The organism is Halopseudomonas litoralis (assembly GCF_900105005.1).
GTDB lineage: Bacteria > Pseudomonadota > Gammaproteobacteria > Pseudomonadales > Pseudomonadaceae > Halopseudomonas > Halopseudomonas litoralis.
Genome location: NZ_LT629748.1, coordinates 3,585,439 through 3,601,535, shown reverse-complemented (window position 1 = coordinate 3,601,535; position 16,097 = coordinate 3,585,439). Strand labels below are relative to the sequence as shown.

The window sequence follows — 16,097 nt, the reverse complement described above, 5'->3', positions numbered from 1 at the left end:
ATGATCTGTCCCCGGCCTGTGCATAAGGCGGGTGACGCTACATGGATCGGTGGCCAGTGCCACCATGGGTGGGTCAAAATTGTTGGCCAGAGGTGGGTCAGTTTAATTGGCCATTAACATAGTGCAACGAATACTTCGTGTTCATAGTTAACCATCTGGACCCAAAGATATTCTTTGACAGCACTTGGGGCGGTGAAGGCTGTTCCGCGGCGGAACTTTTGCTGCATGGCATCCCGAGCAGCTTCGAACACCTGATCCATGGTTGCCGGGGCGTAATGTCCCTGCGGATTTTCCACCAACAATTGTTTTGAAAGCATGTCGATTCTCCGAACAGAAATAAGGGGAGAATCATCACGCCCGCCGGGAGTGAGATTGCTCCCCGATGGGTTTGAGTGTATTGAATATGAAAGGGCGGTTGCTCTGCCCTGAAATCAGGCTACCTCTTGCTCCTGTTCAGGCATGGCAGTGACCGCTTTGGCCTGGTAGACCATCTTGCCGTTTATCTTGATCCAGCCGATATACAGCAGTCGACCTTTCAGTGAAACACCGGCCTGACCCTGCTTGGGGCCATTCTGGTAGGTAAAAACATCCGGCCAGATGTCACCAATCCGGAAGCCAACCAGAACCTTCATTTCAGCATCTACCGCTTGTTGGCAACGACGAATCTGCTTTTCAGCCTCTTCGCCGACAACATTGCAATCAACGTAGGTGTACTCGACAGCATCAGTCGCCCCCTTCAGAGCGGCGACGGTCACAGCCATGAAAGGTTTTCCCTTGCGCGGAGTCACCTCCCGCAGGCGATTGAGGTAACCGATACCAGTGGTGTGAAGGTCAAAGTATTTGGTTTCTGAGGTTTGAGTAGCGCTCATGGCAATTCTCCGATTTCTGAACGTGCTGAAAAGCGGAGACAGCTTTTCCCTTGCAGGGAAAGCATTCCCCGCAAGGTGGGTACCGCGGATTTGAGGTCAAGCGATAAAGCGTGATGAGACGAGCATTCAGCACCGGGTGCTGGCGGCTTTTCGGAATGCGCAGCCGCTCAAAGGAGGCGCTTCTCAGCGCTAAGGGCTCCACGATTACCGGGCGTGGACGACGGAATACATGAGTGATGATTGTCGAACAGCCAGAGGTTGTCAAGGTCGTGGCAGTCACACTGCGCTGGAAATGCTTTGCCTTCATTAGGCTCGAATGCGAAAGAAAACCGCTAGCTTTTGATAAAACGGCTGTTTTGGCCAAGAGGCAAAGATTGTATACCTGTCTAACATCAAGGCAGACGCGAACCCAGTGTTTGAAAGCCCCGTAAACCGATAGCGTCTTCTGCTTTATCTAGGTAAACGATGACACTGGCTCGCTGTCAACTCAGAACCACAATATGCGTGCTCATGTCGAAAACCAAAACTCCTCCTTCCGCAAACCCCTGCACGGCCGCAAGCGTATCGCTAGTCACCTTCTCTATGAGGGCAAGACGGCTTGTAGCATCCATGTTTGCAAATGATGGAATCGAAGTAGCAGCCCCTAATATTGAAATTTGTACAAATTTTTCAGGTTCAGGAATTCGGACAGGTAAAGTTATAGCGGCGACCTGCACATCTTTGAATTGGGTGCTGAATAATTGATGCAGCGTTTCTTCATTACCCAAAGAAAACGCGATATCCAAATCAGCAACTGGCACATCAAGATGCTTTGAAATTGAAGAAAACAGGATTTGGAATAAGGGCTGCTGGTTTAACGACTGCCATACGCTGACAACTACTTTACCACCGGAACGCAGTACCCGTCGCATTTCGAGCACAGCTGCAGGCTGGTCTGGGAAAAACTGAAACCCTTGTTGGCAGAAAATAATATCGAATTCGTTATCCGGAAGGTCGAGCTGCGTGGCATCCCCTGAGTGCCAGATGATGGCGGCCCCGTCCGGAATCTGTTGTTTGCTGCCGACCTTCAACATGTCTGGATTTATATCGACCGCAACAACGCGACCATCCTCCCCGGCCAGCGGCGCAACCTGCCTTGCCACACTACCCGTACCGCATGCCAGATCCAGAACATGGTCACCTGGCTGGGGGGAAACCAGGTCAAGCAGCACACGTGCCCACGGATCTGCAATATTCCGGCTGAGATAGCGTTCGTATACCTCTGCGGGCCCCAGGTTTGGTTGAAATTGTCTATCCATCATCTGACTCCTCTACTGAATATTCAGCCCGGCCTTCAGGTTGGACTGAAGGCCGGGCTGCTTTAGCTTTATCGAAGCTGGTAGGAGATAACTAACGAACGCTGCGATAGGTGATGCCATTCGGATTTGGGCCAACCAAAAACGTGGCGATTACCTTTTCTTTCCTTACATCAATGGCGCTTACCGTATTATCCACGTTATTGGTGACGAACATAAAATCTCCGTCATCACTGGCCACCAGACCGTGCGCCCCTTTCCCCGTTACTATCGTACTCACAACTGTCCTGTTGTTTGTATCAATTACAGTAACACTATCATCTGGGTCGGCCGCATCGCCCTGGTTCGCGACATACATTTTAGCGTCTGATGCGGCGAATAGCTGGATAGGATTGCGTCCTACGCTAACACGATCAACCACTTCTCTCGTCTCGGTATCTATGATCGCAACCTTATTCTCATCCCGCAATGAAACATACACGTATTTACCATCCGGCGTGTAAGCCACCTGAACAGGAGCTTGGCCCACATGAATTCGTGCCGTTTCCTTGAGATTTTCCGTATCTATAACCGATACGCTATTATCAGTGACATTGGCGATATAGAGTTCAGCACCATCCGGGCTCAGGCGTAAGCCATGGGGATAGCTTCCAGTATCTACTTCTGCAGCAACGATTTCCAACTGCGTATCAACGACGGTCAAAAGATCATTATCCGTATTTGTGATGTAGGCATAGCGCCCGTCCTGGCTGGTAACGACATGGGCAGGATGGTTGCCTGAAGGCAGCGCCTTCAATACGTTTGCTGGCTGCTCAGACTCCAGTAGCAGTAGACCTTTATCACCAGCTTCCGTTTGGCCATGGCCACCATGATCGCCATGCTCTTTCGATCCAGATTTCGGGCTACCTACAGCGAGCAATATTTGCCCATCGGGGGATATCTGAACGTTATGGGGCGTGATGGAAATACTTGTAGTGCTCACAGCCCCGGTACGCAACTCAATTGCGCTAATGGAGCCGTCACCCTCATTGGCACTATAAACGACACCATCAGGCATGGGTGCCGCGTGGGCCGTACCAATGGAGAGGGCTAATGAAATTGAGACGAGGATAGGTCGAAGCTTGAGCATGATATAAATCTCCGGGCGGGCATGGAAGTGTCGATAACCTATGAAAACTATATTCGGTGACTGCTGACCATTAGATGACGGCTTGATTACCTTTTTGTCATCCCCCAAAGCAATACCCAATATGAAACGCCTTCTCATGGATTACAACGTTGTAATGAAAGAGCAATCTACCTGACAGGCGCTACGGGGTAATGTTGATACTGCAGGCCATGCCAGAATTCCCGTCAGGAGTGAAAAAATGAAATGCGACATTAAAACGATGTTGAAAGCCGGTCTTTGGCTAGCAGCTCTGGTTACTGGGGTTTATGTGGTTTTCCCTAGCTCCCGCGAATGGCTTATGGGGGTAAGCCCGTTTTTATTCTTGCTGCTTTGCCCGTTGATGATGTTGTTCATGATGAAAAGCATGCAATCCTGTCATACGGATAGTGAAAAAAACGAAGCAACTCATTCTTATAATCCTGCGCAGGATGAACAGTTAAAAAGAAAGATTGAATTTTGAAAAAACCTCTTGATGCTTAAATAGCCACAAATATCGTGGAGCAATGAGCAAGCTTCAACGGGGGTGTCATAAATTTTGTGTTTGGGCATAACATGTTGCAGCAGAGGATGCATGTATGCCGACCAAGAAGAAGCCGGGGCGTGAAACCCCGCGAGACCTACCAGCAATTCCCAAAGAGCTGATTGATCAGTTCGTCAATGGCCCGATGAGCGCTGAAGCCATTCAGGATGCCTCGATGGCGTTCAAGAAGGCGTTGATCGAGCGGGCCCTTGGTGCCGAGCTAGGGCATCACCTTGGCTACCCTGAAGGTGCTGAGCGCCCAGAGGGGGCGAGCAACCAGCGTAACGGCCGGAGCGGCAAGACAGTGCTCACCGATGATGGCCCGCTGCGTCTGGACATCCCCCGAGACCGCGACGGCAGCTTTGCCCCGATCCTGATTCCCAAGCATGAGCGCCGCTTTACCGGCTTTGACGACAAGATCATTGCCATGTATGCCCGAGGCATGACGGTTCGTGAAATCCGAGCCTTCCTGGCCGAGCAGTACGGAACCGATGTTTCTCATGACTTCATCAGTTCGGTTACCGATGCCGTATTGGAAGAGATTAGCGCTTGGCAGCAACGCCCCTTGGAGCCAATGTACCCGGTCATCTTTTTCGATGCCTTGAGGGTCAAAATTCGGGACGAGGGCCTGGTTCGCAATAAGGCCGTTTACCTAGCGCTTGGGGTGTTACCGGACGGTACACGGGATATTCTGGGCATCTGGATCGAAACGACGGAGGGCGCCAAATTCTGGATGAAGGTGTTCAACGATCTGAAGACCCGAGGCGTAGAAGATATATTGATCGCCGTGACTGACGGCCTGAAGGGCATACCTGAAGCCCTGAGTGCGGTGTTCCCGGATACCACCTTGCAGACCTGCATTGTACATCTGATCCGCAACAGCCTTGATTATGCAGGCTGGGACAAGCGCAGAGAGCTGGCCAAAGCTCTCAAGCCCATCTATCAGGCGCTCAACGCCGAGGTCGCAGCGCAGGCTTTGGACGCGTTTGAAGCTGGGCCATGGGGTAAGCAGTACCCGACGGTCACAGCAGCCTGGCGGCGTGCGTGGGATAGGGTCATTCCGTTCTTTGTGTTCCCGCCCGCCATACGAAAGGTGATCTATACGACCAATGCGATTGAAAGCATCAACGCTCAGTTGCGTAAGATCATTAAAACCCGGGGCCACTTCCCAACGGATGAGGCCGCGACGAAGTTGATCTGGTTGGCGCTACGTAATATCACTGCCAACTGGGGTAACGCGGCACATGACTGGAAAGCCGCTATGAATCAGTTCGCGATCCTATACGAAGATCGCTTCACCAGGCCGACCTGGTAAGTGAGGGCCTACCTGATGGCAGGCCATTAACGGCCCGAACACAAAAAATCTGACAGTCCCGCTTCAACCTGTTAATAAAAGATTTATTTTTTGTCATCGAGCCCGTGAAGTGAAAATCAAACGCATAGTCTTATCAGCTGTGATATTGATGCTGGCATACTTGCCAAACATCACCGTTGCACAGGAGAATCAAGCTCTCCCCATTGTCTCGAATACATCATCGTTGCCAGTAAACTCGGCAAGCAGTGACATTTTTGACTCATTCAAAGGCTGGTTTGGCGGCGCAAAGGCCGTCCCAGCAGCTCTACTGCCACCGGACGAGGCCTTCAAAGTATCTTTGACTGCCAGTAGTCCTGACTCGTTGATAGCTACGTTCATTGCGGCAGATGGCTATTATCTTTATCGCGATGAGATAGAGTTCAGTCTTCAGTCTACCGATGGCGTAATCGAAAATGTCGAGCTTCCCCCTAGCGAGCTGAAAGACGACCCCATTTTCGGTCGTGTACAGGTTTATTATGGTGCCATTCAGGTACCTATCACGCTCAGTTTTTCTCCTGGTTCGAAGCCAGATGTGCTGACCCTGGATACTGCCTACCAAGGATGTAACGATCCGGTGGGTGTGTGCTATCCACCTACGCAAAAATCCTTGTCCGTTTCGCTCGATTTGCTAGCTCTACCAAACCTCGAAGCCAGCCGGTATAACAATGCGCCAAAGTCCACAAACGCTGGACTATCAGAAAGTTCACTCGTTCGGGAGCTGTTCGGGCAAGGTAATACCTGGGCATTGATCGCTGCGTTTTTTGGATTTGGTTTGGTTCTAGCGTTTACACCCTGCATGCTGCCCATGATCCCGATACTTTCGGGGCTGATCGCAGGACAGAGCCCTGCGTTAAGTCGTAGACATGCTTTCGGTCTGTCGCTGGTTTATGTTCTGGCCATGGCATTGACATACGCCCTGGCTGGGGTCGCTGCTGGCCTAGCTGGAACGATGCTGACGGCGTACCTGCAGAATCCATGGGTCCTGGGCAGCTTTGCAGGAGTTTTTGTACTTCTTGCCTTCTCCATGTTCGGGTTTTACCAGCTTCAGATGCCGTCTTTCATTCAGAGCAAACTCTCCGGGTTGGCGAACCGAACAGCGGGCGGCAAGACAGTCAGCGTGGGTCTGATGGGAGCACTATCCGCGATCATTGTGGGCCCCTGTGTCGCCGCCCCGCTGGCTGGCGCTTTGCTGTATATAGGCCAGACAGGAGATGTAGTTCTAGGCGGCGTGTCGCTTTTCTCCATGGCCATAGGTATGGGTATCCCTTTGTTGGTCTTTGGTACTACAGCTGGAACGTTGCTGCCAAAAGCCGGCCCATGGATGTCATCAGTCCAGCGTTTTTTTGGCGTAACTCTGCTCGCCGTTGCTATTTATATGATCTCCCCGATCATACCTTCGGTGATTCACATGGGACTATGGGCTGCTCTGCTCATTGTCTCCGCAATGTATTTGAAAGCACTGGACCCTCTTCCTGACAACGCCTCTGGTTTAAGACGCTTCGGCAAGGGAGTTGGCGTCATAACCTTGGTATACGGCCTGGCTCTGTTGATCGGCGTTCTCTCGGGTGGGCGAGACATCCTGCAGCCGCTGGATGGCTTTGGAGGTAAATACGCCTCGGAGGCGAGCTCCTCGACCGAACTGCAATTTGAAAGGGTTACCAGTCTCGCTGAGCTTGAATCTCAAATCCAGGCGGCTGAAGGGCGCTACGTCATGCTCGATTTCTGGGCGGACTGGTGTGTCTCCTGCCATGAGATGGAGCGCTTTACCTTGAGTGATGAGCGGGTCAAAGCACGCCTCAAGGATGTATTGCTGTTGAAAGCAGATGTGACCGCCAATAATGCGGATGACCAGGCATTACAAAGACGCTTCGGGCTTTTTGGGCCGCCTGGCATCATCTTTTATGATCGGGAAGGCATGGAAATCGATTTTCAAGTGATTGGTTTTCAATCACCTAAAAAATTCATCCGTTCGCTCGACACCGCTATTCCTCTCTGAATACGCCACGTATTTCTGACGCCTGGATTACAGAAAAGTAATGCAGGCGTCACTCGTGTGACAGCTCTATTTGACTAGAGTCAAGTGACCGCTGCCGATGGCGTAACCCGAGCGTACGCCGCTGTGTCATACAATTACCGGATAAAGGATTCTTATTGCGTGAAATACATAACTGAACTCCCCGTTCTTAACCCGGGCTTGTCTCGCCGCCGTTTTGTTCAAGGCCTGGCAGCCGGTGGTGTATTGCTGAGCCTTTCTCCATTGGCGCGCGCTACAGGCTTGCTATCAGCTGCGGGCACGAAAACGGGTACGGCAACTATTCTGAGCGGTACCCAGTTCGATCTAGAGATAGGTGAGTCCGCTGTCAACTTTACGGGCAACCCCCGCATAGCCACGACTATTAACGGCTCACTGCCAGCCCCAACATTACGCTGGCGTGAAGGCGATACCATCACCATTCGAGTGACGAACCGGCTGAAGGAAGCCACATCTATTCATTGGCACGGCATCATCCTGCCATTTGAAATGGATGGCGTACCAGGCATCAGCTTTCGAGGGATCCAGCCTGGCGAAACCTTCACCTACCAGTTCAAAGTGCAGCAAAGCGGTACGTACTGGTACCACTCGCACTCTGGAATGCAGGAGGCGACCGGGGTCTACGGTGCGATCATTATCGATCCGGCTCAAGCCGACCCTATTCGTGCAGACCGCGAATATGTAGTGCAACTGTCTGATTGGACTGATGAGGACCCAATGCGCGTGCTGGCCAAGCTCAAGATGCAGGGTGACTATTACAACTACAACCAGCCTACCGCAGTGGAGTTCTTCCAGGACGCCTCGCGCACGGGGCTGAAAGCAGCAATTGATAAGCGCAAGATGTGGAATGAAATGCGGATGAGTCCCACGGACTTGGCCGACTTGTCCGCCGATGTACTGACTTACCTGATGAATGGTACTACCCCGGCAGGTAACTGGACGGGCCTGTTTCGACCCGGTGAGCGTGTACGGTTGCGCTTCATCAACGGCGCCGCCAATACCTTCTACGATGTCCGTATCCCGGGCCTTGAGCTAACCGTTGTTCAGGCCGATGGCGTAAATGTTGAGCCAGTAACCGTAGATGAGTTCCGGTTTGGCCCCGGGGAAACTTACGACGTTCTGGTGCAACCAAAGGATGACGCTTACACCATCTATGCCCAAGCCATGGATCGCACAGGTTACGCGCGCGGTACGCTGGCCACGCATGCCGGTCTCGAAGCGCCAGTTCCTGCGCTTGACCCAGTCGAATGGCTCACCATGGGAGACATGATGGGTGCCATGGGTGCCATGGGTGGCGGCATGGCAGGGATGAGTCATGGTGGTGCCATGGATCATGGCAGTATGGCTGGCATGAACCACGGCAATATGGCGGGGATGGATCATGGCGCAATGGCGGCAGCTGGTGCCAGTACCGAAGTACGCCACGCCAGGACCGAATACGGCGCAAGTATTGATATGCGGGTAGATACGCCGCGCGCCAACCTAGACGACCCAGGCATCGGCCTGCGCAATAATGGGCGGCGTGTACTCACGCTAGCCGACTTGCACACCGTCGGCGGCCCGATGGATCCGCGCGGTGCAGAGCGTGAGATCGAACTCCATCTGACTGGAAATATGGAGCGCTATAGCTGGTCGTTCGACGGTGTTGAGTATGGGAAATCGACGCCGGTGCGCTTTCAGTACGGCGAGCGGGTCAGGATCATATTGCACAACGACACCATGATGACGCACCCCATGCATTTGCACGGCATGTGGAGTGAGCTGGAAACGCCTGACGGACAGTTTCTGGCACGACGCCACACAATTCCTGTGCAGCCTGCTCAGCGCATCAGCTTCCTCGTTACGGCTGATGCCCTGGGGCGATGGGCATGGCACTGCCACCTGATGCTGCACATGGACGCGGGGATGTTTCGTGAAGTGGTGGTGGCATGAGAGCAACACTTAACAGCTCAGGCATCCGGATCATGAACAATCCCTTGAAAAAGAAACTGCTTGCTGCGGCGATGGTTACAGGAGCTGTGATGCCGGTGTTTGCCTATGGGCAAACCCAACATGCAGGACACGCAGACCACATGCCTGCCGCGCCAGAGTCCAGCGTACCGGTGGAGGCCTCTGGCATGAATCATGGGGCCATGGACATGTCAGGTATGGATCATGGGTCCATGGATATGTCGGGTATGGATCACGGCAGTGGCGAAATGGATCACGGCGATATGCAGATGCAAGGCGGTTCGGCTCCGACAGATGCCCGCGACCCCGATGTCTACTCCGATGGCTATGTGCGCAATGCGGGTCAATATGCGCTACCCCCATCAGATGCACTCATCATGTCGGATATGCACAACTTCGGTTCCGTTTACTTCGACCGGTTGGAGTACGTCAAGGCGCGAGGCGAGGAATGGGCGGCATATGAGGGCGAGGCCTGGTATGGCAGCACCTATAACCGCGCTGTGATCAAGGCAGAAGGTGACGTGGCTGGCGGTAAGCTACAGGAGTCCGAGACGCAACTGCTATGGCGTCATGCGGTTTCAACATTCTGGGATACGGAGCTTGGCTTTCGATTCGACCATGCTAACGGCGCGCCGAACCGGGAGTGGCTGGCATTTGGCTTCAAGGGATTGGCGCCGTACTGGTTTGAAGTGGATGCAACCGCCTATGTTGGCCCCAGCGGACGTACGGCCTTGGCACTGGAAGCGGAATACGACATACGGCTTACCCAGAAGCTCTACCTCCAGCCAAGCGTGGAATTGAATTTCCATGGCAAAGACGATGAACGCTGGGGAGTCGGCAACGGACTGACGGACGGCACTGCAGGTTTGCGTGTCAAATATGAGATCACCCGCCAGTTCGTTCCTTATGTCGGCGTGGAATGGTCCAGCAAATTCAGTAAAACAGCGGATTACGCCAGGGCGGCGGGTGAGTCCAGACAGGAAACCCGTTTTGTCACCGGCCTGAGCTTCCGCTTCTGACAGTGGCTTTTAATGGGGTAGCTCAATCAGCTCCCCCGCCATTTAACTCTAGGAGAGTATTCAATATGAAAAAGACTTTTACCATTCTCGCATTCAGCCTCCTGCCAGCCTTTGCTATCGCAGCTGTTGATCACTCAGGGCACGGCATGCAGGGTCATGATATGTCATCCATGCCGCAGACTGCCTCTGCGGTGGGTCAACCTGGCGATCCAGCAAACGTCTCCCGGACGATTGAAATCACCATGGACGACAACATGCGCTTCACACCCAGCAATATACAAGTGGAAGCTGGCGAAACAGTTCGATTTTTCATCAAGAACGTAGGGCAAGTGCCGCACGAAATGGTGATCGGCTCAATAGAAGAACTGAAAGCACATGCCACTGAAATGCTGGCAATGCCGGGTATGGAACACGAAGAGCCCAACATGATCACATTGCAACCAGGCAAGGTAGGTGGTCTGGTATGGCAGTTTGATCAGCCAGGCATGGTTGATTTTGCCTGCCTTATTCCTGGCCATACCGAGGCTGGGATGGTAGGCAAGGTTGAAGTCATTTGAGCCACATAAATGCCTGGAAGAAATAAAATATTAGGAGCGATCGGCGTTGCGATAATTGGCGTCGTCGCCTTCCTTTATACGGCCACACGTGAGTCTGGCCCAGAATTCATAGATCCTGCCGATCAGAATCTGGTCATGCTTGGTCAGTCCATCTACGTAATGCATTGCGCGGTCTGTCATGGGGAGTCGCTGCAGGGGCAGGAAAACTGGCGCCAGCGTCTCCCCAATGGGAGATTACCCGCGCCGCCCCATGACCCAACCGGGCATACGTGGCATCATTCGGACCCCATGCTGGTGGATATGGTTAAAAACGGCCTGGTACCCGGCAGAACGGCGCCGCCCGGCTACGAAAGCGATATGCCTGCGTATCGGAACATTCTGGTTGACGAGGATATTGTCGCGGTGCTGGCTTACATTAAAAGTACCTGGCCACCTGAGGTTCTACAGGCGCAGAAACAAACCACACTGCGTCAGCAATGACGCGGAGCGTGCAATACGGGATACTTTCTTATAGCTAGAAAATCGAAGAAGAATGGCGAGTAGAGACTCGCCATTCTTCGTTACGCCCTCGACGTATCCAACTTAAACCGAACCACGAAGCCGCAGCGAGTTGAATACAACGGACGCTGAACTCAGACTCATCGCCAGGGCTGCAAACATGGGTGATAGAAGCAACCCGGCAAACGGGTACAGGACGCCGGCCGCCAGCGGAACGCCTAGCGCATTATAAATAAACGCAAAACCCAGGTTCTGCTTCATATTAAGAACAGTCTTGTTTGACAGATCCCGGGCAATCGAGATACCCCGCAGGTCTCCTTTTACCAAGGTGACTTGCGCACTGTTCATCGCTACGTCCGTCCCGGTTCCCATAGCAATACCGACATTCGCCTTGGCCAGTGCCGGAGCATCATTGATGCCGTCGCCCGCCATCGCAACGATGCAGCCTTCGGACTGCAGCTTGTCCACCAGCTCCAGTTTATCGGCCGGCTTCACTTCACCATGTATTTCATCAATGCCTAACTGGGCGGCGACCGCTTTGGCCGTTGAGATACCGTCACCGGTGGCCATGATGACTCTGATTCCCGCTGCCTTGAGCGCCTGTACCGCTTCAGGGGTGCTCTGTTTGATGGGGTCGGAAACGGCGAGTAGGCCGACCAGTGTGCCGTCAACCGCCAGGTACATCACACTCGCACCCTTTGTCCTCAATCCCTCAGCGGTGGCAGCCAGGCCATCAACATTGACGTTATCCTGCTGCATGAACGCAGTGTTGCCCAACAGCAGTGTTTTGCCTTCAACCTTGCCCCGTACGCCTATGCCGCTACCCGAGTCAAAGTCGTCCACTGGGCTGAGCACCAAATTACGTTCGCGCGCAGCGCTGACAATAGCGTCAGCCAAAGGATGCTCGCTGCCTTGATCGAGGCTGGCAGCCAGGCGCAAGATTTCATCGGCGTCCAACTCGCCAGCGGAAACAGCCTGATCGAATGCGGGTCGGCCTTCTGTCAAGGTGCCGGTCTTGTCTACGATGAGCGTATCGACTTTGCGCAGATTTTCTATTGCTGCTGCATCACGAAACAGAACACCCTGGGTTGCGCCTCGTCCGGTAGCAACCATGACTGACATGGGCGTTGCGAGCCCCAGCGCACAAGGGCAAGCGATGATCAGAACAGCGACCGCATTGATCAGGCCATAGACCCAGCTTGGCTGCGGGCCGAACATGCCCCACACGACCAAGGTGAGGATGGCGATGGCTACCACCGCCATGACAAAGTAACCCGCCACCAAATCAGCCATCCGTTGCATCGGCGCCCGAGAGCGTTGGGCCTGAGCCACCAACTGGACAATTTGTGACAACACAGTGGCCGAGCCGACTTTCTCCGCCCGGATCACAAGTGCACCAGAGGTGTTCATCGTTGCCCCTATGACCCTATCGCCGGGACGCTTGCTGATGGGTAACGATTCACCCGTCAACATGGATTCATCGAGAGAACTTGCACCCTCCTCAACAATGCCATCGACCGGAACTTTTTCACCGGGCCGTACGCGCAGACGGTCACCTTCATGCACATGCGTCAGCGGTACATCTTCTTCTGTTCCGTCTGCATTGATACGGCGGGCCGTCTTGGGCGCCAGACCGAGCAATGACCGGATGGCAGCGGATGTCTGGGAACGCGCGCGAAGCTCCAGCACCTGACCAAACAGCGTAAGGGAAATGATCACCACTGCGGCTTCGAAATAAACCGCCACACGCCCCATGGACATGAATGTTTCCGGAAATATACCGGGAGCTACGGTTGCCAGCGTGCTGTAGACGAAGGCGGCACCGGTACCCAAGCCGATGAGCGTCCACATGTTGGGACTGCGGTTGACCACTGATTGCCAACCCCGTACGAAGAACGGCTGTCCGGCCCACAGCACCACGGGAAGCGACAGTACAAGCTCTATCCACGTTTGCGTCGCCATCTCGAACCAGCCAAGCTGTGGCCCAAACATGGCAAGCACCGTGACAATGACGGTAAAAGGCAATGTCCACCAGAATCGCCTGGAAAAATCGTCCAGCTCAGGATTGTCGTCTTCCAAACTGGGCATCAGGGGCTCAAGAGCCATGCCGCATTTTGGGCAGATGCCGGCATGATCCTGCCGTATTTCCGGATGCATCGGGCAGGTATAGATTGTGCCTTTGGCCGCTTCCGGAGGTGGCTCTGAGGCTGGCGATAGAAACTTCTCAGGATCATGCTCGAATCTATCCATGCACTTGGTGCTGCAGAAATAGTGAGTTTTACCCGCATGCTCAACATGGTGGGTAGAGTCTGCCGTTACACGCATGCCGCAGACCGGGTCTGTAAGCCCTGAGCCCGTGTTGGAGGGAGCATGATGATGACAATGAGAATCAGAATTATCGTGCGCCATGGATAAGCACCTTTTCAAATAAGCAGGCAGTTTGCACCGCGTATTAAGCGGTTTCTTAAAGGAGGAGATTACATGAATCATGATGCCATAAGCTTATTAGTTAAAGATGACCAGGCTGCTCCCGCAAGCATTACATTTTAGTCATGTTATGCGAACAACGCTTTTCTCACCGATATAACCTAGCTTCCGGCCACCAACATTACATATTTGTCATTTTCTGGTCATGTTGTGGGCAGATTTCAGACTATAAAATTGATATTGACGACAATGAAATGGACTGGCTTCCTTGGCCTGAACTGTAGAGCGGAGTGGAACGATGAAGATTCTCATCGTAGAAGATGAAGTAAAAACTGGGGATTATATCCGGCAGGGCCTCATGGAATCCGGCTTTGTGGTAGATCTCGCCCGGACCGGGCTCGATGGTCACCACCTGGCGCTTACCGGCTCGTATGACTTGATTGTCCTTGATGTAATGCTGCCTGATGTGGATGGCTGGCGAATTATGCAGTCATTGAGAGAGGCCAGATCCACCACGCCTGTGTTATTTCTCACCGCAAGGGACAGTGTAGAAGACCGGGTCAAGGGTCTGGAATTGGGAGCGGACGACTATCTGGTCAAGCCTTTTGCTTTTTCGGAGCTGCTGGCACGAGTACGTACATTGTTACGGCGCGGTGCTGCGCCGGTTTTTCAGGATCAACTCCAGGTGGCTGACCTGATGCTGGATATACCTCGCCGTCGCGCACAGCGACATGGCGTGAGGATCAACTTGACCAATAAGGAATTCGCCCTGCTTGAACTCCTTGTGCGGCGCCAAGGGGAAGTGTTGCCACGCTCATTGATCGCTTCCCAGGTGTGGGACATGAATTTTGACAGTGACACCAATGTCATCGATGTTGCTATCCGGCGGCTGCGCGCGAAGATCGATGATGATTTTGAACCAAAGCTGATTCATACCGTACGCGGCATGGGTTATATGCTTGACGTGACACAGCCAGGTTAGCCCATGAAAAGACGCCCGCTATCTCTGGTCGTTAGACTCACCGTCTCCATTGGCGCTGTGATAACCGCTGTTCTCCTCACCTTTGGCTGGATGATGGAGCGCTCTATCAATAATCATTTCGTCCAGCAGGATGTGGATGAGCTCAATTCAGTAGTTCAGGCGTTGCAATACCTCCTCGCGACCGTACCGGCCGATATACCCGCCGACGAGCTGCATCAGCGTCTCGCTAGCGTGGTAACAGGCCATCGTAACGCCCAATACCGAATCAGTACCGATAGCGGGTCATTGATCTACTCAACACCGGGTTTCAATCTGGACACGTTCGCCCGCACTGCCCGACCTGTAGAAGAAATCACTATCGATACGGTTGAGAACTGGAATGATCATCAGGAAGCCTTTCGTGGTGCGGTCTTGTGGATTGAATCAGACAGGCTTGAAGGCACAGCCAAGTTCAGACTCGCGGTCGCCACAGGTATCGACTTTCATCTGCATTACCTGGACGGCTTTCGGAACCACCTTCGGATTGTCACCCTTGCCGCGTGCTTGATAGCTCTTCTGGCAACCTGGTTCGCGGTTTACCAGGGACACGCTCCTATTCGACGTATCAGCCGAGAGATGAGACGCATCAGGTCTGATCAGATGGATTTTCGCCTTGAACCGCGATCCGTCCCCGCCGAGTTGGTAGAGCTGACGATTTCCTTCAATGAAATGATTGGCAGGCTTGAAGATGTATTCCGACGCCTATCGGATTTTTCCGGTGACATCGCGCACGAACTGCGCACACCCGTTACCAATTTGAGAACCCATACTGAGGTAGCGCTAACCCAGGCGCGCAGCGTGGAGCAGTACCGGGAAGTGCTGTATTCAAACCTCGAAGAATATGATCGCATGGCCAAGATGGTCGGTGACATGCTTTTCCTGGCTCAGGCTGATAATCAGCTGCTGAAACCGGAACTGGTCGATATCGATCTTCAGTCAGAGCTGAGAAACCTGTTCGATTATTTCAGCGCCTGGGCAGAAGAGCGGGAGGTGCTGTTAGAAAATACCGGAGAGCAAGTTCATGTCCTTGGCGACCGACTAATGATCCGTCGCGCCTTGAGTAACTTGCTGTCCAATGCAGTCCGGCATACGCCAGAGGGGCAGAGCGTAACCACAACCCTTCAAGTGAACTCCGGTAACGTAAGAATCCGCATACAGAACCCAGGGCCACCTATACCTGAAGAGCATTTGAATCATATTTTTGAACGATTCTACAGGCTCGACGCATCCCGCCAACGTAGCAGCGAAGGTGCCGGGCTGGGCTTGGCCATCACGAAATCGATTATCGAAGCCCACGGCGGGAAGATCAGAGCGTTCTCCACAACGGAGGCAACCACGTTTGAGGTTCAATTACCTCTAAAAATCGAGTAGATGACGACATTGCTGC

At 53.3% G+C, this 16,097-nt stretch carries 14 protein-coding genes; 9 read left to right on the top strand and 5 right to left on the bottom strand.

The features are described 5' to 3' along the window. Nucleotides 1-113: 113 nt before the first annotated feature. From BLU11_RS17155 to BLU11_RS17140, 4 genes are all read right to left on the bottom strand, one after another. A complete protein-coding gene (locus BLU11_RS17155; RefSeq protein ID WP_090275490.1) occupies nt 114-317 on the bottom strand; it encodes a JAB domain-containing protein in 204 nt (67 codons plus the stop codon). Nucleotides 318-431: 114 nt separating this feature from the next. Next, a complete protein-coding gene (locus tag BLU11_RS17150) occupies nt 432-869 on the bottom strand; it encodes an STY4534 family ICE replication protein (protein ID WP_083392344.1) in 438 nt (145 codons plus the stop codon). Nucleotides 870-1,351: 482 nt separating this feature from the next. Beyond that, entirely contained in the window at nt 1,352-2,170 is an 819-nt protein-coding gene (locus tag BLU11_RS17145) for a class I SAM-dependent methyltransferase (RefSeq protein ID WP_231702227.1), read from the bottom strand. 88 nt (nt 2,171-2,258) lie between these two features. After that, entirely contained in the window at nt 2,259-3,413 is a 1,155-nt protein-coding gene (locus BLU11_RS17140) for a cytochrome D1 domain-containing protein (protein WP_197674220.1), read from the bottom strand. Nucleotides 3,414-3,531: 118 nt separating this feature from the next. On the opposite strand from BLU11_RS17140, the gene BLU11_RS17135 reads away from it, so the two are divergent. From BLU11_RS17135 to BLU11_RS17105, 7 genes are all read left to right on the top strand, one after another. Then, complete coding sequence (locus tag BLU11_RS17135; protein ID WP_090275489.1) at nt 3,532-3,792, top strand: DUF2933 domain-containing protein; 261 nt, start codon at nt 3,532-3,534, stop codon at nt 3,790-3,792. A gap of 115 nt (nt 3,793-3,907) precedes the next feature. Beyond that, complete coding sequence (locus BLU11_RS17130; RefSeq protein ID WP_090271862.1) at nt 3,908-5,167, top strand: IS256 family transposase; 1,260 nt, start codon at nt 3,908-3,910, stop codon at nt 5,165-5,167. A 109-nt stretch (nt 5,168-5,276) separates the two neighbouring features. Next, nucleotides 5,277-7,202, top strand: a complete 1,926-nt coding sequence (gene dsbD, locus BLU11_RS17125) for a protein-disulfide reductase DsbD (RefSeq protein WP_197674219.1) — start codon at nt 5,277-5,279, stop codon at nt 7,200-7,202. A gap of 159 nt (nt 7,203-7,361) precedes the next feature. Beyond that, a complete protein-coding gene (locus BLU11_RS17120) occupies nt 7,362-9,170 on the top strand; it encodes a copper resistance system multicopper oxidase (protein WP_090275485.1) in 1,809 nt (602 codons plus the stop codon). A gap of 32 nt (nt 9,171-9,202) precedes the next feature. Continuing rightward, the gene (locus BLU11_RS17115; protein ID WP_231702226.1) at nt 9,203-10,207 is read left to right on the top strand and encodes a copper resistance protein B; all 1,005 of its coding nucleotides are present in this window, start codon (nt 9,203-9,205) and stop codon (nt 10,205-10,207) included. Between the two features lie 65 nt (nt 10,208-10,272). Beyond that, complete coding sequence (locus BLU11_RS17110; protein WP_090275483.1) at nt 10,273-10,764, top strand: cupredoxin domain-containing protein; 492 nt, start codon at nt 10,273-10,275, stop codon at nt 10,762-10,764. Between the two features lie 135 nt (nt 10,765-10,899). Beyond that, on the top strand, nt 10,900-11,244 hold the full coding sequence (locus tag BLU11_RS17105; protein ID WP_197674218.1) for a c-type cytochrome: 345 nt from the start codon (nt 10,900-10,902) through the stop codon (nt 11,242-11,244). A 102-nt stretch (nt 11,245-11,346) separates the two neighbouring features. Here BLU11_RS17105 and BLU11_RS17100 read toward each other — a convergent pair whose 3' ends face one another. Beyond that, on the bottom strand, nt 11,347-13,671 hold the full coding sequence (locus BLU11_RS17100) for a heavy metal translocating P-type ATPase (RefSeq protein ID WP_090275481.1): 2,325 nt from the start codon (nt 13,669-13,671) through the stop codon (nt 11,347-11,349). A 316-nt stretch (nt 13,672-13,987) separates the two neighbouring features. Here BLU11_RS17100 and BLU11_RS17095 point away from each other — a divergent pair, with 316 nt between their 5' ends. Together BLU11_RS17095 and BLU11_RS17090 are read left to right on the top strand one after the other, a co-directional pair. Next, entirely contained in the window at nt 13,988-14,671 is a 684-nt protein-coding gene (locus tag BLU11_RS17095) for a heavy metal response regulator transcription factor (protein WP_090275480.1), read from the top strand. Between the two features lie 3 nt (nt 14,672-14,674). Beyond that, nucleotides 14,675-16,081 (top strand): Imm58 family immunity protein, encoded by a 1,407-nt coding sequence (locus BLU11_RS17090; protein WP_090275479.1) that lies wholly within the window; start codon nt 14,675-14,677, stop codon nt 16,079-16,081. The last annotated feature ends 16 nt before the right edge of the window (nt 16,082-16,097 follow it).

Bases quoted from the DNA above. Each gene is read 5' to 3' on its own strand.
- BLU11_RS17155 (WP_090275490.1), bottom strand. From the start codon at position 317: ATGCTTTCAAAACAATTGTTGGTGGAAAATCCGCAGGGACATTACGCC.
- BLU11_RS17150 (WP_083392344.1), bottom strand. From the start codon at position 869: ATGAGCGCTACTCAAACCTCAGAAACCAAATACTTTGACCTTCACACC.
- BLU11_RS17145 (WP_231702227.1), bottom strand. From the start codon at position 2,170: ATGATGGATAGACAATTTCAACCAAACCTGGGGCCCGCAGAGGTATAC.
- BLU11_RS17135 (WP_090275489.1), top strand. From the start codon at position 3,532: ATGAAATGCGACATTAAAACGATGTTGAAAGCCGGTCTTTGGCTAGCA.
- BLU11_RS17130 (WP_090271862.1), top strand. From the start codon at position 3,908: ATGCCGACCAAGAAGAAGCCGGGGCGTGAAACCCCGCGAGACCTACCA.
- BLU11_RS17115 (WP_231702226.1), top strand. From the start codon at position 9,203: ATGAACAATCCCTTGAAAAAGAAACTGCTTGCTGCGGCGATGGTTACA.
- BLU11_RS17110 (WP_090275483.1), top strand. From the start codon at position 10,273: ATGAAAAAGACTTTTACCATTCTCGCATTCAGCCTCCTGCCAGCCTTT.
- BLU11_RS17105 (WP_197674218.1), top strand. From the start codon at position 10,900: ATGCTTGGTCAGTCCATCTACGTAATGCATTGCGCGGTCTGTCATGGG.
- BLU11_RS17100 (WP_090275481.1), bottom strand. From the start codon at position 13,671: ATGGCGCACGATAATTCTGATTCTCATTGTCATCATCATGCTCCCTCC.
- BLU11_RS17095 (WP_090275480.1), top strand. From the start codon at position 13,988: ATGAAGATTCTCATCGTAGAAGATGAAGTAAAAACTGGGGATTATATC.
- BLU11_RS17090 (WP_090275479.1), top strand. From the start codon at position 14,675: ATGAAAAGACGCCCGCTATCTCTGGTCGTTAGACTCACCGTCTCCATT.